Origin of the sequence: Micromonospora zhanjiangensis (genome assembly GCF_042650605.1) — a bacterium.
Lineage (GTDB): Bacteria > Actinomycetota > Actinomycetes > Mycobacteriales > Micromonosporaceae > Micromonospora_J > Micromonospora_J zhanjiangensis.
Map to the genome: position 1 here is coordinate 140,009 of NZ_JBHSBN010000003.1, position 20,008 is coordinate 160,016.

Here is a 20,008-nt window from a genome sequence, read left to right on the forward strand (position 1 = left end):
CCAAAGCAAGTCCAGAAAGTTGTACCTCAATACTGCCGTTGGGCATGGGCAGGCGGATCGAACCGGCGACACCCGTCCCGTCAGTCGGGCCAGGCGGGTGACCGGCCGAGCAGCGCGAGGATCTGGTCCAGCACCGGCGCGTCGGGCGACACCGGCAAGCCGGGCGCGAACGACGCGCCGGGCCTGAGCCGCCGCTCGCCGTCGGGCACCTGGCGGGCGACGGCCAGCGCCGCCGGGGCCAGTTCCGGGTCGAGTTCGTACGGCCGGCCCAGGGCCCGGGCCAGGTCCCACCCGTGCACGACGTAGTCGATGAAGTGGAAGCCGATCGCCTGCGCGGCCGGGAAGGTGAGCCGGTCGCTGATCTCGGGCAGCACGAGGGTCCGCTCGGGCACCGCCGGATCGGCGAACGCCGTCACCACCCGGTCGGCCGCCGCCACGTACGCCCCGACCGGGTCGGCGCCCGGCGGGGCCGGCCGCCACACCGCCGGGTCGGCGCCGTTGCCCTCGGCCGCGGCGGCGAACCCGTGATGCTGGACGGTCATGTGTGCCAGCAGCTCACCGAGGTTCCACCCGGCGCACGGCGTCGGTCGGGTGAGGTCGAGGCCGGCCGCGCCGGTCAGCACGTCGACGCTGGCCCGTACCGCCCGCCGGTCGAGGTCCCGCAGATCATCGATCGCCATCCGGCCAGCCTGGCACGACCGACCCGCACTGTCATGAGGTTTGCGCCGGACACGTCACGGGATCTGCACCGGGTACGGGCCCGGGGCGTACGGCATGGTGCTGGACTGCGGCGGCGGGAAGTCCCGGCGCTCGGTCTGGGCGAACCCGCTGGTCCGCAACGGCTCCTGCGGCCAACCGCCCGCCTCGTGAAACAGCCGCAGCGCGGTGGCGGCGACCGTCTCCAACGACTCGTGCGCCTCCAACTCGACCGAGACGCCGGGCGTGTCGATCCGTACCTTGGTCGGATGGGCCGGCGGGTTGACGGTGACCAACGGCTGCCCGTCGCCGGCAGTGCTTTCCACGACCGTGGGCTTCTCGGCGTCGGCGGGCTTGGCCGCGCCGGTGGGCTTGGCCGCGCCGGTGGTTCGCGCGGCGCTGGCGGTGGTCTCGGCGGTCGAGGGCTTGTCGACGCTGGTGGGGGTGTCGGCGCTCACCCGGCCATTGTCCGACAGCCGGGCAACCCGGTGGCGGTCCACTGCGGGCTGTGCCACTTCCACCGCCGCCGAGCCGCCTATTCCCGCCGGGTGACGCCGCCGACGAACCGGGACCACGCGGTCGGCGCGAAGGCCAGCACCGGCCCGTCCGGGTCCTTGCTGTCCCGTACGCCGACCACGCCACCGAGGTTGTCGGCCACCTCCACGCACTCCCCGCCATTGCCGCCACTGCGGGTGCTCTTGCGCCACCGCGCCCGGGTCAGGTCAGCCATGATGCACCTCCATGATGATCTTGCCGATCAGCCGCCTTGATTGTTCCTCGTCCAGCGCCAGGCTTTCCAGGCTCGCCCAGGACTTCTCATAGGCCGCCAATTCGCCCGGCTGGTCGAGATAGAGCGCACCCGTCCAGGACTCGCAGTAGACAACCGACGGTTCCGGCGTGATCCGCTTCCCGGGCGGGAAGTCGAGCACGATGAAGGAACCACCGACGGCTCCCTGATGCAGCCCGGCCGCCAGCGGGACCACCCGGATCGTGACGTTGGGCAGATGACTGACCCGCAGCAGGTGGCGCAACTGGGTGACCATCACGGCCGGATCGTGGACGACGCGGAGCAGCACCGCCTCGGACAGCACCACGTCGAGGTTCGGCGCCACCGGCAGCCGACGCGTCAGCAATCCTTGCCGCACAATTCGCGCCTCAACGGCCGGCAGGTGTTCCTCTGGTGCCAGTTCCGGCCGGTCCTGTCGGAAAACGCTCAACGCGTAGTCGCGACTCTGGAGGATGCCGGGGATCAGGTTGTCCTTGTAGAACCGGAGTCGGGAGGCCGCCGCCTCCAGACCGACGTACAGCTCGAACCACTCGGGGATGACCTCTCCGTACGCGTGCCACCAGCCCTTGGCCCTGGTCTGGCTGGCCAGCGCCATCAGCGCGGCGGTCAGCTCGGCCGTCGCGCCGTACAGTTCGCACATCGCGCGGACCTCGACGCTGCGCACCGCGCTCAGGCCGTACTCGATCCGCCAGATTTTCTGCCGGCTGCACTCCAGCGCCTCGGCCGCGCCGTCCAGCGTCACCTGCGCCTCGTTTCGCAACTGTCGCAGCGCCCTGCCGAGTTGCCGCCGGGGCACCGTCGAGCCCATGTCTGCCATCCGACCACCCTTTCGCCGTTCCATTTTGCAACATCCGACCGTGTCGAAATGCAACACGGAAACGTTGCCGTACACATATCCATTGGGTCGGCAACGATTCAGCGCACCGTCATTCGCACCACAATGGAAGGTACTCAGGAAAGCGAGAGCAGGCAATTACCGCGTCAATTTCTGCCGGTCACATTCTGCCGCTCGGCGTCGAGCGATTCGGCGAGTCGGGCGATGCCGGAGCGGATCATCTCGCCGTACCCGTCGTCGCCCAATACCGGGGCGGCGGCCTCGGCCAGCGCGAGGTGTTCGCGGGCCCGTCCGAGGTCGCCGAGCTTGCGGTAGTCCTCACCGAGGTTGAGGTGCAGCGACGGGCGGAAGCCGGCCACCGACAGGCCGCTGTCGTGCCGCTGGGCGCGTTCGTCGGTGAGCGAGTCGGCGGCGGCCAACGCCCGCAGGTCCCAGGTCAACTCGTCGGCCGGGTCGTCCTGCAGGTCGGCCAGGTAGTGGGCCAGCACGCAGCGGTGGAACGGGTCGCCGTCCGCGCCGATCGTCGCCCAAATCTCCGTCAGCCGCCGCCGGGCGGTCTCCCGGTCGCCGGCCTGTCCCTGTGCCACCGCCTCGGTGATGGCGGTCATGATCTCGTCCACCGGTCTGTCCCCTCGTCGCGCGTCCGGGTCGGCGCCCATGCTGGAGCCTCGACCAGGCCGAGGGTCAACCCGGGTCGTCGGTAGGAAACGGTTCTTCCTGCGGGATCGGGGTGCCGTCCGGGAACGCGCCGTCCTGCTGGCCGGTACGCAGCGGGGTCAGCCGGGTGATGAGGTCGGGTCGGCTCTCGCCGTACCGGCGGACCAGAAGATCGAAGTACGAGTCGGAGATCGGCATGGACTGCACGCCGAGTTCGTGCAGTCGGGCCATGGCCGCCAGGGCGATGTCGGCACTCCAGATGGTCGAATCGTCGCCGTCGCTGCGCAGCACGGTCGTGGTGATCAGGCCGGCGAGCTGCCGGTCGTGTGTCCGGTCCCGGCCAAGGAACGTGAGACAGCAGCGCAGCGCGGGTCCGGCAAACCACTCCGGAATCCGTTCGCCGCCGACAAGGGTGCCCAGCACGTCCACCGCGACGTCCACCGGCAGGTCCGGGTCGGTGGCGAGCCGGTCCAGCAGCAGTCGGGTCATCCGCCGCCGGTTGGGCGACGTCAGATCCCCGAACCGGACCGTGAGCGCCGCGCACCGCCGGTACAGCGCGGGCCGCGGAGACGCGAACGGGTCGGCGACCGGGGCCAGCCAACCGGCCAGCAGCAGGTGCGCCGCCGAGGCCATCCGGCTTCCGTCGGCGACGGAGAGGGTGTTCACCGTCTCCGGTAGGGCGACGGCGAGCGGCTCCAGGACGTGCTGCACGAGGTCGGTGTTGGCGCCGCACTCGAAGTGCGCCTTGCGGCGCAGCACCTCGGGGTGCTGGTTGGGCATCCGCCACCCCGCGTTCTGCGCCCGGTCGGAGAGATGGTCGAACGACCAGGACAGCTCCACCCGCCCGTCGTCCGGGGGCCACCAGTGGTCGTCCCAGGTCAGCACGATCTCCCGGGCACCGTCCACGCGGGTGCGCCGCAACTCCAGCGCGTTGGTCAGGCTGTCCCACTCCGGCGCGGCCAGCTGCGAACGCCAGAGCAGCGCGTCGGCGTGCCACTGCGGCACCACCTCGCCGTCGTCCGGGTAGAGCTGCCGGCCGTACACCGTCCCGCCCGCGCAGACCGCCAGCAGCAGCAGGTTCGCGCTGTACGCGGCGTGCCGGGCCGGCACCGGCAACCGGCGCGGCCGGTAGTCGTCGAACCGCCGCCCGCCGGTGGCGTACCGGGCGGCCCGGAACAGCCGTACCAACAGCGCGGCCCAGTCCGTGCGGGCCGGCTCGTCCAGGGTGGACATCCACTCGCGCAGGAAGCCCGCCACCGGCGCCCGGCCGGTCAGCACCGCGTACGACAGCAGGGCGTGCAGCAGGTCGTCGTCCGGTACCCCGCCACCGAGGGCCATGTCGTCGGCCGACGCGCGGCCCACCAGGTTCGACACCGCCTGCCAGGTCAGCCGGGCCACCAGGTACTCGCCGAAGGTGGCGTGCAGGAACTCGTACGCCTTGGGCCGGTCGGCGTCCCGGGACGCCTGCGAGCGGTGGATGAAGAAGAACCGGCCCAGGACGATCTCGGCCGACCGCAGCGGCGTACGCAGGTCGTCGCGGGCGGCGGCGGTCGGTGCGGTGCCGAACGGCAGCGCCGCCAGGTCGGCCTCCAGTTCGGCCTCGGTGACCCACTGGGCCCGCCGGTTGAACATGGCGAACGCCACCACGGCGAGCCGGCGCAACTCGTCCTCGACCGCCCGGTCCAAAGCCTGCGGCGACAGGTCGGGCCGGTGCTTGACCACCTCGCGCCGGGCGAAGCTGCGCAGCAGCCGTTCGTAGAGTTCGCCCCGGCGCAGGTCGCCGGCCGAGCGCAGGTCGTTGCCGTCGGCGTCGTAGAGGGCGAGCATCAGCAGCAGCAACGGCTGCTCGGCCAACTCTCGGTGAGCCAGCACGGTCGCCGCGTCCAGCGGGTCCACGCCGGACGGGAAACGCCCGGCGTTCGCCGCGTTCCAGGTGTCCACCCAGCGGCTCACCCGGGGCTCGTCGAACGGTTCCAGCCGCAGCGCGACCGTGCCGGCCGGCGGCTGGGCCCGGTCGGCGACGCTGGTCCTGCTGGTCACCAGCACCACCACCGGCCGGCCCTGGACGGCCTCCCGGCGTTGGAACTCGGCCACCTTGAGCAGGTAGCTGGTCTGGTTCACCCCGGTCGCCTGGAGCAGTTCGTCGAACCCGTCGAGCAGCACCACCGGCAGCGCGTCGCCCGCGGACCGGGCCAACGCGGGCCAGTCGAGCCGTTCCCCGGTGTCGGCCCGGACCGCCTGCTCGATCTGGTCCTGCAGGTCGGCGGCGGCCGGCACGTCCCGCAGCGCCACCCGGACCACGAGGAAGTCGGCGGCCGGCAGCCGGGCCGCGAGGATCCGGGTCAGCACCGACTTGCCGGAGCCGGGCTGGCCGAGCACCAGCAGCGGGGCGCGGGTCGCGCCCGGCGCGGTGAGCTGACCGGTCAGCAGGTCCGCCAGGTCGTCGCGCACCGGCTGCCCGGCCCACCAGGACTCGTCCGCGGGACGCGCGTGGCCGTCGAGCGCGGCCACCCGGCACGACGGTGGCACGTACCCGGCGCCGAGGCTGGGCACCCGCAGCCCGGCCGGCACGTCGCCGGACTGGGCGATCGGCCGGTCCAGCTCGGCCGCGTAGGCCCGGGCCAGGGCCTCCCGCCGGGCGTCCGGCGCCGCGCCGGTGGAGATCCGATCGAGGGTACGACGCAGCTCGGTCAACCCGACCGCCAGTCCCCGCACCTCCTCCCGGGTGGCCTCGTGCTCGTGCATGCCCAACCAGAAGTCCACCTCGGGAAAGTCGACGGCCAGCCGGGTCAGCAGTTCCCGGTGCCGCCGCACGGCCAGCTCCGCCGCCCGGTCGTCCATGAACGCGTGGAACGCCATCCGGGCGGTCTCGTCGACCCGGTCCCAGCCGGCCAGCCCGACGGTGAAATGCAGCAACTGCGCGGCCAGCAGGCTGTAGAAGCGGCGCAGTTCCGCCCGCAGCGCCGGATAGGGCAGGTGCGGTCCGGGCACCGGCGCGACGGTGCCGAAGAACGCCTCGATGGTCTGACTGTTCGGTCGGGCGCCGGCCAGCGCCAACTGCTCGGCCTTGGTGATCTCCAGGTCGGCCAGGTCGAGCGGCAGGTCCGCCTCGTCGACCGCCTCGAAGAACGCGGTGACCGCGAGCACCGCATGCGCGGCCTCCAACCGCCGGGTCCGGTCGTAGCGGGACAGCCCGGACCGCCGCTCGGACAACCCGGTGACCAGTTCGTGGCCGAGCCGGATCAACTCACCCTTGGCGTCGAACCAGCCCAGCACGTCCGGCACCGGCGACGCGGCCAGCATCCCCCAGCCGACGAGCCGATCCAGCACGGTGACGATCCGGCTTTTCTCCCCGCCGAGCAGGCGTACGGCGTCGGCGTAGCTGAGCGTCTCGGCCACCGGTCCGCCTCAGGCGATGCAGGCGCAGACGATGAGGGCGGCGCCGACGACCCCGTACACAATGCTCTGCCACGCCCCGGTGACCAGATCTGCCAGCACCGCCGCCTCCTGACGTATCGCGCCCACCGCGCGACGGGCACGGCCGGCCGGCCGCGGGGGGTGCGGCGCAACGAGACGATAGCGTGATCACGCCGGCCCGGCAGTCCGCCGGCCAGGCGGGGATCAGAGGGCGCCGAGGTAGCGCTTGCGCTCGTACGGGGTGACCTCGCGCCGGTACTCCTCCCACTCGGCGCGCTTGTTGCGCAGGAAGAAGTCGAACACGTGCTCGCCGAGCACCTCGGCGACCAGTTCGGAGCCGGCCATCACGTCGATCGCCTCGGCCAGGTTCTCCGGCAACGCCTCGTAGCCCATCGCCTTGCGTTCGGCGTTGGACAGCGACCACACGTCGTCCTCGGCGCCCGGCGGCAGCTCGTAGCCCTCCTCGATGCCCTTGAGTCCGGCCCCGAGCAGCACCGCGTACGCCAGGTAGGGGTTGGCGGCCGAGTCGAGCGAGCGCACCTCCACCCGGGCCGAGTTCGGCTTCCCGTACGCCGGCACGCGGACCAGGGCGGACCGGTTGAGGTGCCCCCAGCACACGTACGCCGGGGACTCGGTGATCCGGTCCGGCAGGGTCAGCGGGAACAGCCGCTTGTACGAGTTGACCCACTGGCTGGTGATGGCCGTGTACTCCCGGGCGTGCTTGAGCAGGCCGGCGATGAAGGCCCGGGCGACCTTGGACAGCTTCATCGGGTCGCTCGCGTCGTGGAACGCGTTGCGCTCCCCCTCGAACAGCGACAGGTGGGTGTGCATGCCGCTGCCGGGCTGGTCGGTGAACGGCTTGGGCATGAAGGTGGCCAGCACCCCGGAGGAGAGCGCCACCTCCTTGATCACGTGCCGGAAGGTCATGATGTTGTCGGCGGTGGTCAGCGCGTCGGCATAGCGCAGGTCGATCTCCTGCTGGCCGGGCGCCACCTCGTGGTGGCTGAACTCGACCGAGATGCCGATCCGTTCCAGCGCCAGCACTGCCTGCCGGCGGAAGTCGCGGGCGGTCGAGTGGGTGGTGTGCTCGAAGTAGCCGCCGGAGTCGACCGGCACCGGCACCGACCCGTCCGACGGGCCGTCCTGCACGAGAAAGAACTCGATCTCCGGGTGGGTGTAGAAGGTGAAGCCCTTCTCCGCCGCCTTGGACAGCGACCGGCGCAGCACGTGCCGCGGGTCGGCCCAGGAGGGTGAGCCGTCGGGCAGCAGGATGTCGCAGAACATCCGGGCGCTCTCCCCGCTGACCCCGCCCTCGAACGGGAAGACCTGGAAGGTCGTCGGGTCGGGCATGGCCACCATGTCGGACTCGAAGACCCGGGCGAAGCCCTCGATGGCCGAGCCGTCGAAGCCGATCCCCTCGTCGAAGGCGGCCTCCAGCTCGGCGGGCGCGACCGAGACGCTCTTCAGCGTGCCGAGGACGTCGGTGAACCACAACCGGACGAACCGGATGTCGCGCTCTTCCAGTGTCCGGAGCACGAACTCCTGCTGACGGTCCACTACCCAACCCCTCGTGACCCGGCTGTCCCGGTCCGGCCACGGTGCTGACCGGCCCCGGCGGACAGCGCCGCCTGACGGCCAGTCTCCACCGGCCTCGTTTCCCAGACGTTACGCGGTCCACGCCCGGCGCCGGGCCATGGCCCATGATCCGGTCCTGCGTCGTGGACCCGACCTGCCAGGACGCCGCCCACCCGCCACCGGGCGACGGTCCCGCCGGCCGGCCGGACCCGGCCCCGCCGTGGCCCACATCGTGGTTCGGCCGCGGCGCGGCTGCGGCAAGATGATGGCCATGCCGACTCTGCGCATCGCCTTGGCCCAGGTCAACCCGACCGTCGGTGACATCGACGGCAACGCCGCGATCGTCCGGCGGCACACGCGGGCCGCCGCCGACGCGGGCGCGCACCTCGTCGCGTTCCCGGAGATGATGCTGACCGGCTACCCGGTCGAGGACCTGGTCTTCCGGGACTCGTTCGTGGCCGCGTCCCGGGCCGGGCTGCGGCAGCTCGCCGCCGACCTGGCCGCCGACGGGCTCGGCGGGCTGCCGGCGCTGGTGGGCTACCTGGACGCCGACGGTCCGGCCACGCTGAGCGCGGCGGCCAGCCCCGACCACGGCCCGCGCAACGCCCTCGCGGTGCTGTACGAGGGCCGGGTGGTCGGCCACTACTACAAGCACCACCTGCCCAACTACGGGGTGTTCGACGAGGACCGCTACTTCGTGGCCGGTGACACGCTCACCGTGGCGCGGATCGCCGGGGTCGACGTGGCGTTGACCATCTGCGAGGACCTGTGGCAGACCGGGGGTCCGTTCGCGGTCGCCCGCCAGACGGGCGTCGGCCTGGTCGTCAGCGTCAACGGCTCGCCGTACGAGTTGAACAAGGACGACGTACGGCTACCGCTGGTGCGCCGCCGGGCCGCCGAGGCGGGCGCCGCCGTCGCGTACGTGAACATGGTCGGCGGGCAGGACGAGCTGGTCTTCGACGGCGACTCGATGATCGTGGCCGCGGACGGCACGCTGCTCGCCCGCGCCCCGCAGTTCGTCGACCAGCTGCTCGTACACGATGTGGAGCTGCCGGCGGCGGACCCGGCGCGGCCGGTGGCCGACGGGCCCGCGGCGTCCGACGGGGCCCGGGTCGACGATCTGCGGGTGGTCCGGCTGCAGGTCAGCGACGAGCGGCCGGCACCGGCCGGGCCGCCCGCCGCCGGCGGGGTGGTCGAGCCGGTCACCGACGAGGCGGAGGTGTGGCACGCGCTGGTGCTGGGCCTGCGCGACTACGTCGACAAGAACCGGTTCCCGTCGGTGGTGCTCGGCCTGTCCGGCGGGATCGACTCGGCGGTGGTGGCCACCATCGCGGTGGACGCGCTCGGGCCGGAGCGGGTGGTCGGCGTCTCGCTGCCCAGCCAGCACTCCTCGGAGCACTCCCGGGAGGACGCGGCCGAGTTGGCCAAGCGCACCGGGCTGGACTTCCGGATCGAGCCGATCCAGCCGATGGTGGACGGTTTCCTGGCCAACCTGTCGCTGTCCGGGGTGACGGTGGAGAACCTCCAGGCCCGGGTCCGCGGGGTGATCCTGATGGCGCTGTCGAACCAGGAGGGCCACCTGGTCCTCACCACCGGCAACAAGAGTGAGCTGGCGGTCGGCTACTCGACCCTGTACGGCGACTCGGTCGGCGGGTTCAACCCGCTCAAGGACGTCTGGAAGTCGTTGGTGTGGAAGCTGGCCCGGTGGCGGGTGGCCGACGCCGAGCGGCGCGGCCAGACCCCGCCGATCCCGGAGAACTCGATCACCAAGCCGCCCAGCGCCGAGCTGAGCCCCGGCCAGCTGGACAGCGACACCCTGCCGGACTACACCGTGCTGGACCCGATCCTGACCGGCTACGTCGACGGCGACCTGAGCCGGGCCGGGCTGATCGAGGCGGGGCACGACGAGGCGGTGGTGGACCGGGTGCTGCGGATGGTCGACACGGCCGAGTACAAGCGCCGCCAGTCGGCGCCCGGGCCGAAGATCTCCATCAAGGCGTTCGGCCGGGACCGCCGGCTGCCGATCACGAATCGCTGGCGCGAACACGGGTAACCGGTGTGAAAACCTCCACTCGCGTCTCCCGGTGACCGGTCGTCCGGTGCGACGATCGGCCCACGACCCGGGGACCGCGGACGCGGCCTCGAGGTGAAAGGAGACGACCATGTCCGAAGCCGGCAGCGTGCCCGCGACCGACCCGGCCTCCGCCGGGCCCGACGAGGTCACCGCCCTGTACGGCGGCCCCGCCACCCGCCGGATCCGCACCCGTGACCTGCTCGCCGCCAAGGAGCGCGGCGAGCGGTGGGCGATGCTCACCGCGTACGACCAGTACACCGCCGCGATCTTCGACCGGTCCGGCATCCCGGTGCTGCTGGTCGGCGACTCGGCGGCGAACAACGTGTTCGGCTACGAGACCACCGTGCCGGTCACCGTCGACGAGTTGCTGCCGCTGGTCCGGGCTGTGGTCCGGGCGACCCGGCACACCCTGGTCGTCGGCGACCTGCCGTTCGGCTCGTACGAGGAGGGGCCGACCCAGGCGCTGCGTACCGCCGTCCGGTTCATGAAGGAGGGTGGCTGCCACGCGGTGAAGCTGGAGGGCGGCCGCAACCGGGCCGCGCAGATCGCCGCCATCACCGACGCCGGCATCCCGGTGCTGGCGCACATCGGCTTCACCCCGCAGCGCGAGCACACCATCGGCGGCTACCGGGTCCAGGGCCGCGGCGACGCCGCCGAGGAGGTGCTCGCCGACGCGCGGGCGGTGGCCGAGGCGGGCGCCTTCGCCGTGGTGCTGGAGATGGTGCCCGGCGTGGTCGCCAAGCGGGTCACCAACGAGTTGCCGGTGCCGACCATCGGCATCGGTGCCGGCCCGGAGACCGACGCGCAGGTGCTGGTCTGGCAGGACATGGCCGGCCTGCGGACCGGAAAGGCGCCGCGCTTCGTCAAGCGCTACGCCGACCTGGCCGCCGTCCTCACCGACGCCACCCGCCGATTCGCGGCCGAGGTCCGCGACGGCGAGTTCCCCGCCGCCGAACACACCTTCTGACCGGGCTGGAGCCGAACCGGACGCTGGCACTTTTTCGGCTCCCCCACCGGCGAGTCGTACCGAAAAAGTGCCAGCGTCCCGGTGCGGACCACGGCGTGCGGCGCGGCGTCGGACGGGTGGCTCAGCGCAGTGGCCGGAAGAAGGCGCGCAGGTCCGCCACCAGCAGCTCCGGCACCTCCAGGGCCGGGAAGTGACCGCCCCGCCCGTGTTCCGCCCAGTAGCGGATGTCCGGGTAACGGCGGGCCGCCCAGCGCCGGGACGGTCGCGGCACCTCGGCCGCGAAGATCGACGCGCCGACCGGCACCCGGACCGGTTCGGTGTCCGTACCGTTGATCCAGCCGGCGACCCGGTCGATGCTCTCGGCGTACAGCCGGGCCGCGGACGCCGCGGTCCCGGTCAGCCAGTACAGCGTGACCTGGTCCAGGATCTGGTCCCGGGTCAGCCCGCCGAGGGCGGGGTCGCTCCAGGCGAGCAGCTTCTCGCCCAGCCAGGCGCACAGGCCGGCCGGCGAGTCCAGCAGCGCGTAACCCAGGGTCTGCGGCGCGGTGCGGTGCACCTCGGAGTACGCCGACGAGGTCCGCCCGCGTTCGCGCAGCTGCTCCAGCGCCCGGCGTTCGGCGTCGGTGAGCTCGTCGGGCGCGGCCGGGTCCGGACCGGCCAGCGGCGGTACGAGGTGGATGCCGGCCATGTGTCCGGGGTCCAGCGCGCCCAGCGCGCTGGAGACGCTGGTGCCCCAGTCGCTGCCGGCCGCGCCGTAGCGGGTGTGGCCCAGCGCCGCCATCAACCGCGCCCACGCGGCGGCGATCCGCTCGACCCCCCAGCCGGGCGCGGTCGGCTTGGCACTGAAGCCGTACCCGGGCAGCGACGGGATCACCACGTCGAAGGCGTCCTCGGCGGCGCCGCCGTGGCTGGTCGGATCGGTCAGCGGGCCGACCAGGTCGACCAGTTCGAGCACCGAGCCGGGCCAGCCGTGGGTGAGCACCAGCGGCAGCGCCCCGGCGTGCGGGGACCGGGCGTGCAGCACGTGCAGCGTCAGCCCGTCCACGTCGACCAGGAACTGCGGTACGGCGTTCAGCCGCGCCTCGGCCGCCCGCCACCGGTACCCGTCGGCCCAGTAGCGGCACAGGTCCCGCATGGCCTCCAGCGGCACCCCCTGCGTCCCGCCGGGCCCGGGTTCCGCCTCCGGCCAGCGGGTACCGGCGAGCCGGGTGCGCAGGTCGGCCAGGTCGGACTCTGGCACGCGTACCCGGAAGGGTTGGATCTCGACGGACATGGCACCCTCCGTTGGCTGGTCGGCCGGCGGCGCGGCCCGCCGGCCCCACTCCGTCGCGGCGGCAGCGCGCCCGGGGTTCAGCAGGTCCGTTCGACCGCCGGTCTCACTCCGTCGCGGCGTCGGCGGGCCCCGGGGGCCAGCAGGTCCGCGAGCTGGGCCAGGTCGCGCAGTCGCAGGTCGGCCGCCAGGCCGCGCAGGCCGGCGGTCCGCATGCCGGCCGCGCGGCCGGCCGCCAGCCCGGTGGTGCTGTCCTCCACGACCAGGCACCGGGCCGCGGGGACACCGAGCCGCCGCGCCGCGGTCAGATACCCCTCCGGGTACGGCTTGCCGCGTGCGACGTCGGTCTCCGTCACCAGCACCGGGGCGACGATGCCCGCGGCGCCCAGCCGCGCCGCGGCCAACCGCGCGTCGGCACTGGTGACCACGGCCCACGGCAGACCCCGCCGATCCAGTACGCCGATCAGGTCGCGCGCGCCGGTCGTGGCGGTCAGGTCCGCGAGGTCGTCGTACTGCAACGCCAACTGCCGGACGGCGGACGCGGTCACCGCCGCCTCGTCGAGATCGGGCAACAGGCGGCGCACGGTGTCCCGCGCCGGCGCCCCGTGAGCCACCGCCAGGACGGCGGCCGGCTCGACGCCGTGCTCGCCGGCCCAGGTCGTCCAGGCCCGTTCGACGGCGGCGTCGGAATCGACAAGCGTGCCGTCCATGTCGAACAGCACCGCCGCGACGTCGTCCACGGTCGCGCCTCCTCCGCTATTATCCTCGCGCTACGAGAATAATCGGGAAGGACGTCATGTCAACCGCGATGCGGAGCGGCGGCTCCCGGGCGGCTCGTTGGCGGGTCGCCGCCGAGGTGCTCGCCTACCTGCGCGACCGGCCGCACCCCACCCGCGCCGACCTCACTCGTGACCTGGGCCTCTCCAGTGGCTCGGCCACCGAGATCACGGCCCGGCTGCGGCACTGCCGGCTGCTCGGCGAGGAGCCGGCGCCGGTCGTCGGACGCGGCCGGCCCACCACGGTGCTGCGGCCGCATCCCGACGGTCCACTCGTACTGGCCATGGAACTCCGTCAGGAGGAATCGCGCTGGGCCGTGGCCACTCTCGACGGGCGCCTGCACGAGACGGGCGCCCAACGGCACGGACCGGGCGACGTCCGGCGCGTCCTCGCCGCCCTCGCCGGAGCGGTGCGACAGGTCCACCACCGCCACGGCGGGCGCCTGCGTACGGTGTCGGTGGCCGCCGCCGCGACCGTCCGGCACGGTCGGGTGGTCCAGTCCGCCGCGCTCGGCTGGGGTCCGGTGGACCTGTCCGTACTCGTCGCCGACGCCGGCCTGCCGCTGCTGGTCGGCAACGACGCCACGCTGGCCGGCGTCGCCGAGGCCCGCACGGGTGCCACCGCCGGCGCGCGTACGGCCCTGCACCTGCTCGTCGACGTCGGCATCGGCGGCAGCCTCGTCGTGAACGGCCGCCCGGTGACCGGCGCGACGGGCGCCGGTGGTGAGGTCGGCCACCTGCCGTTCGGGGATCCCGCGCTGTCGTGCCCCTGCGGCGCGCGCGGCTGCTGGGACCTGGAGGTCGACGGACGCGCCCTGGCCCGCCATCTCGGTCAGGACGCTCCCACCGACGCGTACGGCTACGCCCTGCGGGTCCTCGACCGGGCCACAGCCGACGACCGGCCCGCCACGGCAGCCGTACGCGGGGTCGTCACCGCCCTGGCCCGCGGCGCCGCCGGCCTGGTCAACGCCCACGACCCGGACGCCGTGAGCCTCGGCGGCCTCGCCGCCGCCCTCCGCGCCGCCGCGCCGGACGACTTCGCGGCCGCCTACGCCGGCGGTCTGATGGCCTTTCACCGCGAACGGCCGCCACCGGTGCTCGACGCCGCGCACGGCGACCTCGGCGCCCTGCACGGTGCCGCCGCCGTCGGCCTGGACCACATCACCACCGAGGCCGCCATTGCCGACTGGTACGAGACCCGCGTCCGGCAACGGTGACGCCACGCCTGCGGTCGACGCGGACGAGGCGGGCCCGGACCTGAGACGCCGGGGTAGGGGGACGCGGATCTCGACGGACGGTCGGGGTGTCGAATAAAAATTTTGGTGCGCGATGAATCGGAAGCACCGAAACTGTCGTACGCCTGTTCTAATCTACCGATGTGATTGCGGAGTTGGATCGAGTCGGCGCCGAGATACGGTGCTGCCTGGACCGACCCGCCTGGGCGTTGTCCGACAACGAATTGGTCGACGCGGTCGACGCCGTGCACGCCCTGCAGCAGCGACTGGCCGCCCTGCACCTTCGTCTCGTGCGGGAGGTCGGCGGCCGGGCGGTGGCCCGCACCCACGGCGCGACGTCCACCACCGTGTGGCTCCGTAACCGGCACCGGCTGTCCACCCCCGCCGCCCGCCGCCTGGTCACTCTCGCCACCACCCTCGACACCGCCCCACCGGCCGTCGCCGACGCCCTCGCCCGGGGCCTGCTCACCACCGACCAGGCCCGCACCATCCTCGACGTCCTCACCGCCCTACCCAACCATCTCGGCGCCGAAGCGATCGACAAAGCCGTCCAGCTGCTCATCGACTGGGCCGCACAATTCGAACCCGCCATCCTGCGCACCCTCGGCAACCGCATCCTCGACCACGTCGCCCCCGACCTGGCCGACGAAGCCGACCGCGCCGCCCTGCACACGGCCGAAACCCGCGCCCACGACCGGCGGCACCTGACCCTGTCCACCCAGCCCACCGGCCAGGTCACACTCACCGGCCTGCTCGACGCCGAAACCGCCGCCGTGCTGCACGCCGCCCTCGACCCCCTCACCACACCCACCGGACCCGGCGACAGCCGCTCACCCGGCCAACGCCGCGCCGACGCATTGGGCGACATCTGCCGCCTCGCCCTACATACCGGCACCCTGCCCGACAACGGCGGCGACCGACCCCAAGTCGTGGTCACCACCAGCTTCGACACCCTCGCCGGTCAACTGGGCACCGGCACCCTGGACACGGGACTACGCCTCACCCCCGAGGCCGTCCGCCGGCTGGCTTGCGACGCGACGATCCTGCCCGCCGTCCTCGGCGGCACCAGCCAGGTCCTCGACGTCGGCCGACAACGTCGACTGTTCACCGGCCCCCTGCGCCGCGCCCTCGTCCTCCGCGACGGCGGTTGCGCGTTCCCCGGCTGCGACCGGCCACCCCGCTGGTGCGACGGTCACCACATCCGGCACTGGGCAGACGGTGGCACCACCGACCTCGCCAACGCCGTCCTGCTCTGCGACCACCACCACCGACTCATCCACCACGACAGCGACTGGACCGTCCACCTCGGACCCGACGGCCACCCCGAGTTCACCCCACCGGCCTGGCTCGACCCCACCCGCCTCCCCCGCCGCAACCACTACCACCACCGCGCATAAACCAACCCACAACGCCGACCGTCACCACCGCTCTTGCGCAGAACAGGGCCGGGGCTCTGCCCACGCCCTCCAAGCACGACGCGGGCACCACATTTCCCCGGCTCACCATCAGGCCGGCTCACCCGCTGTGGCACGGCCATGGGCGCCCACCCACATCCGCCGCCCCGACACGGTCCCGACGCCAGATGCCCTCCTGAAACGCAGGGTCGCGGTCGCCCGGTCGGTGAAGGCGCGGTCACCGAGGTCGTACTCGGCGACGGCCACCGGTGGCGCGTCGGTGGATGCGGCGGCCGACGCGTTCACGACCAGCGGACCGGCCACGGCGGCGGCGAACAGCAGTACGGCGGCGGCAAGACGGGATCGTCGAATCATCGGGCCGACGCTAGAGCCCACTTGTCAGATTCCTGTTCGGTCCTGGAACCCGTCGGTCGTCAGGCGCCGGAGCGCCCGTCCGCCGCGGCGAGTTGGCCGGCCAGCAGGTCGCGGGCCTCGGCCAGCGACGGGCCGTACCAGGTCAGGTGCCGGCCGGAGACCAGCGCGCAGGGCAGTCCCGGGAACGCCTCCGGGCCGTCGGTCGCGCTGAACGGGTACGGCTCGTCGGGCAGCACCACCAGCTCCGGCCGCCGGGCCAGCATCTCGGCCAACTCCGGACGCGGATACCGGTCAACGTCGGCGTCGTACAGGTTGTCGATGCCGAGGCGGTGCAGGAGGTCGCCGGCGAACGTACCCGGGCCGAGGACCACCCACGGACGGCGCCAGACCGGCACCACCGCACGGCGGCGCGGACCGGCCGGTGGCGGCGCGGCCCAGGCGGCGCGGGCGGCGGCCAGCCACGGCGGCTCGGCCAGGCCGAGCCGGGCCAGCATCCGGGCCAGCGACACCAGCGCCGCGTCCAGCGTGCGCGGATAGGTCACCCACACCGGTACGCCCGCGGCCCGCAGCGCCTCGACGTCCGCGCGCCGGTTCTCCTCCGCGTTGGCCAGCACCAGATCCGGTACGGCGGCCAGGACCCGGTCCACCGACGGGTACTTGCTGCCGCCGACCCGGACGACGTCCAGACCGGCCGGATGGGTGCAGTAGTCGGTGGCGCCGACCAGCAGAACCGGTGCGGTGACGGCGACCGCCTCGGTCAGCGACGGCACCAACGACACCACTCGCCGCGGTGGCGCGGCGAGCAGCACCTCGACGCCCAGGTCGTCGATCACGGATGGCCGTTCAGACGTCGGTCACCCGGATGCCGGCGTGCGCCTTGTAGCGCTTGTTGATGGCGATCAGGTTGGCGGTGAACGCCTCGATCTGGTGGGCGTTGCGCAGCCGGCCGGCGTAGATGCCGCGCATGCCGGGGATCCGGGCCGCCAGCGCGGCCACGATGCCGACCAGGTCCCGGTCCTCGGTGCAGATCAGCACGTCCAGGTCGATCCGGTCGATCTGCGGGTCGGCCAGCAGCGGGGCGCTGACGTGGTTGAACGCGGCACACACCCGGGACTCCGGCAGCAGCGCGGCGGCCTGCTGCACCGCGCTGCCCTCGGGCACCGGCAGGGCGTACGGGCCCTGCTTGTCGAAGCCGAGCGGGTTGACGCAGTCGACGACGACCTTGCCGGCCAGCGGCTCCCGCAACTCGGCGACGATCGAGGCGTGCCCGTCCCACGGCACGGCGACGACGACGACGTCACTGCGGCGGGCCACGTCGGCGTTGTCGCCGCCGGAGACGCCCGGGTCGGCCGGTACGCCGGGCATGTCGGCGACCTCCCGCGCGGCGGCGGCGGCCCGCTCCGCCGAGCGTGACCCGATGACGACCCGCTGGCCGCCCCGGGCCAGCCGGTAGGCCAGTCCCCGGCCCTGGTCGCCGGTGCCGCCGATGATGCCGACGGTGAGTCCGGACACGTCGGGCAGGGCGCTCGCGTCGTATGCCATGGTCGTCATCTTCGCAAACCACACCGCCCCGCGATCCGCGTGGGTGCGGCATCCCGACCGGGGTGGTGGGGTTCCGGTCCGGTGGGGGCCGACCGTGGCTCGGCCCGGTCAGGCCCGCTCGAACAGCACCGTGCGCCGGTCCGGGTCGGCCTCGACGAGGCGTACCCGGATCCGCTCGCCCAGCGGGAGTTGCCCCTCGCAGCGGGCCCGGACCGGCGGGTCGTCCAGCGCCACGCTGCCACCCGGCCGCCGGCCCGGCTTACCCACCTTGCCGGTCGCCGGCCGGTCCGTGCCGTTGCCGGCCGGCGCGCGCTGGGGTGGGACGTTGTCGACGTCGACCACGGCCGCGTCGAACGTCTCGCCCACCCGGTCGCGCAGCAGCACCGCCTCGGCGAGGTCGATCGCGGCGCGGCCGGCCGTGCCGGCGACCCGGTCGGTGGCGGCCATCACCTCGGGCAGCCGGGGCAGCGCGTCGCGGGCCCACGACGGCACCTCGGCGCCCGCGTGCAGGGCCAGGCAGACCTCGGTGGCGTACCGGTCGGCCAGCCGGCGCAGCGGGGCCGTGACGTGCGCGTACGGCGCGGCGACCCCGCCGTGTCCGGGGAAGGACGGCGGGCGGCCGTCGAAGGCGGTGTACGCGGCGCCGCGCATCAGTTCGGCGGCCTGGTCGAGGAATGCCGCGGCCCGCGGTTGGGCCGGGTCGACGGTGGTGAGCAGCCGGCCGACCCGCATCCCCTCCGGCCAGTCGATGCCCAGGCCGGCGGCGGCCAGTCGCAGCTTCTGTACGGCCTCCGGCTTCGGGGCCGGCATCGTACGCAGCAGCCCGACCCGGTGTTCCAGCATGATCTCGGCGGCGGCCATCCCGGTCAGCAGGGAGATCTGCGCGTTGTAGTCCTCGACCGGCAGCGGCGCGCGCAGCACCAGGCGCCAGCCGTCGCCGTCCGGTTCGACGTCCTGCTCCGGCAGCGGCAGATTGATCGCGCCGCGGTCGAGGCCGCGTTCCACCAGCAGCGCGCCGAGTTCGGGCAGCAGGGCGACCGGTTCGGGCAGCCGGCCCGCGTCCGCGTCGGCCTGCACGCCCGGGTAGTCGAGCTTGGCGCGGCTGCGGACCAGGGCGCGTTCCAGGTCGACGGCGACGATGGCGCCGTCGGCGTCCAGGTCGATGGTCCAGACCACGGCGGCGCGGTCGACGTCGGGCAGCAGGCTGGCCGCGTCCTCGCTGAGGTTCTCCGGGTGCAGCGGCACCTTGCCGTCGGGAAGGTAGACGGTCTGCCCGCGCCGCCAGGTCTCCGCCTCCAGGTCGCCGCCGGGGCGCACGTAGGAGGCGACGTCGGCGATGGCGTACCGGACCCGGTAGCCGCCGCCGGACCGGCGGGACAGGCACATGGCCTGGTCCAGGTCGCGGGAGGCGGCCGGGTCGATCGTGACGAACGGGACGTCGGTGTGGTCGGCGGGCGGTCTCGGCGGTCGGGCCGCCGCCTCGTCGGCCTCGCGCTGCGCCGCGGGCGGGAACCGCGTGGGCAGTTCCAGCTCGCGGCGCAGCGCGCTGAAGTCGATGCGGGGCGCCAGTACCCGTCGGATCACCACGGGGTCATTCCTACCAGCGCCTCCGCCGCTTCGCTCCCCCGGCGGGCGGGCCGGGGAGCCGGTGCCGGCGCGGTGGCCGCACCGGCGTACCGGATCACCGCATCTTCGACGCCATCGCGCCGGCGGTCCGGCTGGCGGCGGGCCGACCCGCCGGCATCCGACGGGCGGCCGCCTTGCGGGTGGCCGAACCCTGGCTGGTGGCCGTCCGGGTGCCCACCCGCTTGACCGCCGACCCGGTGGTGGCCTTGCGGGCCGCCGCGGACTTCGCCGCGGTCGCCTTCTTGGCGGGTGCCTTCTTCACCGCCGTCACCCGCCGCATGCTCGGCCGGGTGGAGGTGCCCGTGCGGGCCGTCGAGGTCTTCTTGGCGGCCTTCTTCGCCCCGGTGGCCGTCTTCTTCGCCACGGTCGTCGTCTTGCGCGCCGCCGTGCTCTTCCTGGCCCCGGTCGCCTTCGCGCCGGTGGTCTTGCGGGCCGCCGTCGTCTTCTTGGCCGCCGCCGAGCGGGTGGTGGCCTTCTTGGCCGGCGCCCGCTTGGCGGCCGTCTTCTTCGCCGGCGCCCGCGTGGCGGCGGTCTTCTTCGCCGGCGTGGTCTTCCGCGCCGCGGTGGTCTTCTTGGCCGGCGTGGTCTTCCGCGCGGCCGTGGTCTTCTTGGCGGCCGTGGTCTTCTTGGCGGCCGTCGTCTTCTTGGCCCCGGTGGTCTTCTTCGCCGCCGTGGTCCGCTTCGCGGTGGTCTTCTTCGCCGGGGCCTTCTTGGCGGACGCCTTGCCCGCGCCGGTGGTGCTGGCGGCCGCCGTCTTCCGGGCGGTGGTGCGTTTAGCGGCC

The 20,008-nt window shown here is 73.5% G+C and carries 17 protein-coding genes and 1 pseudogene; 4 read left to right on the forward strand and 14 right to left on the reverse strand.

Annotated features, from left to right (window positions below):
- Nucleotides 1-80 precede the first annotated feature (80 nt).
- The 7 genes from ACFOX0_RS06520 to glnA all read right to left on the reverse strand — a co-directional run bounded on the left by ACFOX0_RS06520 (nucleotide 81) and on the right by glnA (nucleotide 7,949).
- Nucleotides 81-680, reverse strand: coding sequence for a TIGR03086 family metal-binding protein (locus ACFOX0_RS06520; RefSeq protein WP_377542733.1), 600 nt, complete (start codon nucleotides 678-680; stop codon nucleotides 81-83).
- A 54-nt stretch (nucleotides 681-734) separates the two neighbouring features.
- Nucleotides 735-1,154 carry a hypothetical protein gene (locus tag ACFOX0_RS06525; RefSeq protein ID WP_377542735.1) on the reverse strand — a complete coding sequence of 140 codons (420 nt, stop codon included), beginning with the start codon at nucleotides 1,152-1,154 and terminating at the stop codon, nucleotides 735-737.
- Nucleotides 1,155-1,231: 77 nt separating this feature from the next.
- Entirely contained in the window at nucleotides 1,232-1,426 is a 195-nt protein-coding gene (locus tag ACFOX0_RS06530; protein ID WP_377542738.1) for a DUF397 domain-containing protein, read from the reverse strand.
- Nucleotides 1,419-2,300, reverse strand: coding sequence for a helix-turn-helix domain-containing protein (locus ACFOX0_RS06535; RefSeq protein ID WP_377543100.1), 882 nt, complete (start codon nucleotides 2,298-2,300; stop codon nucleotides 1,419-1,421). Before ACFOX0_RS06535 ends, ACFOX0_RS06530 begins: the two co-directional genes overlap by 8 nt.
- A gap of 164 nt (nucleotides 2,301-2,464) precedes the next feature.
- Entirely contained in the window at nucleotides 2,465-2,926 is a 462-nt protein-coding gene (locus ACFOX0_RS06540; protein ID WP_377543102.1) for a hypothetical protein, read from the reverse strand.
- Between the two features lie 76 nt (nucleotides 2,927-3,002).
- Entirely contained in the window at nucleotides 3,003-6,374 is a 3,372-nt protein-coding gene (locus ACFOX0_RS06545; protein WP_377542740.1) for an NACHT domain-containing protein, read from the reverse strand.
- Between the two features lie 222 nt (nucleotides 6,375-6,596).
- On the reverse strand, nucleotides 6,597-7,949 hold the full coding sequence (gene glnA / locus ACFOX0_RS06550) for a type I glutamate--ammonia ligase (RefSeq protein WP_377542742.1): 1,353 nt from the start codon (nucleotides 7,947-7,949) through the stop codon (nucleotides 6,597-6,599).
- Between the two features lie 289 nt (nucleotides 7,950-8,238).
- On the opposite strand from glnA, the gene ACFOX0_RS06555 reads away from it, so the two are divergent.
- On the forward strand, nucleotides 8,239-10,020 hold the full coding sequence (locus ACFOX0_RS06555) for an NAD+ synthase (RefSeq protein WP_377542744.1): 1,782 nt from the start codon (nucleotides 8,239-8,241) through the stop codon (nucleotides 10,018-10,020).
- A 109-nt stretch (nucleotides 10,021-10,129) separates the two neighbouring features.
- Entirely contained in the window at nucleotides 10,130-11,008 is an 879-nt protein-coding gene (gene panB, locus ACFOX0_RS06560; protein ID WP_377542745.1) for a 3-methyl-2-oxobutanoate hydroxymethyltransferase, read from the forward strand.
- A 121-nt stretch (nucleotides 11,009-11,129) separates the two neighbouring features.
- Here panB and ACFOX0_RS06565 read toward each other — a convergent pair whose 3' ends face one another.
- Together ACFOX0_RS06565 and ACFOX0_RS06570 are read right to left on the reverse strand one after the other, a co-directional pair.
- Nucleotides 11,130-12,281 (reverse strand): epoxide hydrolase family protein, encoded by a 1,152-nt coding sequence (locus ACFOX0_RS06565; RefSeq protein WP_377542747.1) that lies wholly within the window; start codon nucleotides 12,279-12,281, stop codon nucleotides 11,130-11,132.
- Nucleotides 12,282-12,358: 77 nt separating this feature from the next.
- Nucleotides 12,359-13,018 carry an HAD family hydrolase gene (locus ACFOX0_RS06570; RefSeq protein ID WP_377542750.1) on the reverse strand — a complete coding sequence of 220 codons (660 nt, stop codon included), beginning with the start codon at nucleotides 13,016-13,018 and terminating at the stop codon, nucleotides 12,359-12,361.
- A 56-nt stretch (nucleotides 13,019-13,074) separates the two neighbouring features.
- Between ACFOX0_RS06570 and ACFOX0_RS06575 the strand changes: the two genes are divergently transcribed.
- Nucleotides 13,075-14,271, forward strand: coding sequence for an ROK family protein (locus ACFOX0_RS06575; RefSeq protein WP_377542752.1), 1,197 nt, complete (start codon nucleotides 13,075-13,077; stop codon nucleotides 14,269-14,271).
- A 161-nt stretch (nucleotides 14,272-14,432) separates the two neighbouring features.
- Nucleotides 14,433-15,686 (forward strand): HNH endonuclease signature motif containing protein, encoded by a 1,254-nt coding sequence (locus ACFOX0_RS06580; RefSeq protein ID WP_377542754.1) that lies wholly within the window; start codon nucleotides 14,433-14,435, stop codon nucleotides 15,684-15,686.
- 108 nt (nucleotides 15,687-15,794) lie between these two features.
- On the opposite strand, the gene ACFOX0_RS06585 is transcribed toward ACFOX0_RS06580, so the two are convergent.
- From ACFOX0_RS06585 to ACFOX0_RS34340, 5 genes and pseudogenes are all read right to left on the reverse strand, one after another.
- On the reverse strand, nucleotides 15,795-16,058 hold the full coding sequence (locus ACFOX0_RS06585) for a hypothetical protein (RefSeq protein ID WP_377542756.1): 264 nt from the start codon (nucleotides 16,056-16,058) through the stop codon (nucleotides 15,795-15,797).
- Nucleotides 16,059-16,117: 59 nt separating this feature from the next.
- Nucleotides 16,118-16,891: a helical backbone metal receptor gene (locus ACFOX0_RS06590; protein WP_377542758.1), complete on the reverse strand. Its 774-nt coding sequence runs from the start codon at nucleotides 16,889-16,891 to the stop codon at nucleotides 16,118-16,120.
- A gap of 10 nt (nucleotides 16,892-16,901) precedes the next feature.
- The gene (gene npdG / locus ACFOX0_RS06595) at nucleotides 16,902-17,600 is read right to left on the reverse strand and encodes an NADPH-dependent F420 reductase (protein ID WP_377543103.1); all 699 of its coding nucleotides are present in this window, start codon (nucleotides 17,598-17,600) and stop codon (nucleotides 16,902-16,904) included.
- 108 nt (nucleotides 17,601-17,708) lie between these two features.
- On the reverse strand, nucleotides 17,709-19,187 hold the full coding sequence (locus ACFOX0_RS06600; RefSeq protein ID WP_377542760.1) for an RNB domain-containing ribonuclease: 1,479 nt from the start codon (nucleotides 19,185-19,187) through the stop codon (nucleotides 17,709-17,711).
- 343 nt (nucleotides 19,188-19,530) lie between these two features.
- Nucleotides 19,531-19,905 (reverse strand): annotated as a pseudogene (locus tag ACFOX0_RS34340) (hypothetical protein); the annotation flags it as partial.
- Nucleotides 19,906-20,008: the final 103 nt, after the last annotated feature.

Bases quoted from the DNA above. Each gene is read 5' to 3' on its own strand.
- ACFOX0_RS06520 (WP_377542733.1), bottom strand. From the start codon at position 680: ATGGCGATCGATGATCTGCGGGACCTCGACCGGCGGGCGGTACGGGCC.
- ACFOX0_RS06555 (WP_377542744.1), top strand. From the start codon at position 8,239: ATGCCGACTCTGCGCATCGCCTTGGCCCAGGTCAACCCGACCGTCGGT.
- ACFOX0_RS06530 (WP_377542738.1), bottom strand. From the start codon at position 1,426: ATGGCTGACCTGACCCGGGCGCGGTGGCGCAAGAGCACCCGCAGTGGC.
- ACFOX0_RS06575 (WP_377542752.1), top strand. From the start codon at position 13,075: ATGTCAACCGCGATGCGGAGCGGCGGCTCCCGGGCGGCTCGTTGGCGG.
- ACFOX0_RS06585 (WP_377542756.1), bottom strand. From the start codon at position 16,058: ATGATTCGACGATCCCGTCTTGCCGCCGCCGTACTGCTGTTCGCCGCC.
- ACFOX0_RS06540 (WP_377543102.1), bottom strand. From the start codon at position 2,926: ATGACCGCCATCACCGAGGCGGTGGCACAGGGACAGGCCGGCGACCGG.
- ACFOX0_RS06535 (WP_377543100.1), bottom strand. From the start codon at position 2,300: ATGGCAGACATGGGCTCGACGGTGCCCCGGCGGCAACTCGGCAGGGCG.
- npdG (WP_377543103.1), bottom strand. From the start codon at position 17,600: ATGGCATACGACGCGAGCGCCCTGCCCGACGTGTCCGGACTCACCGTC.
- ACFOX0_RS06565 (WP_377542747.1), bottom strand. From the start codon at position 12,281: ATGTCCGTCGAGATCCAACCCTTCCGGGTACGCGTGCCAGAGTCCGAC.
- panB (WP_377542745.1), top strand. From the start codon at position 10,130: ATGTCCGAAGCCGGCAGCGTGCCCGCGACCGACCCGGCCTCCGCCGGG.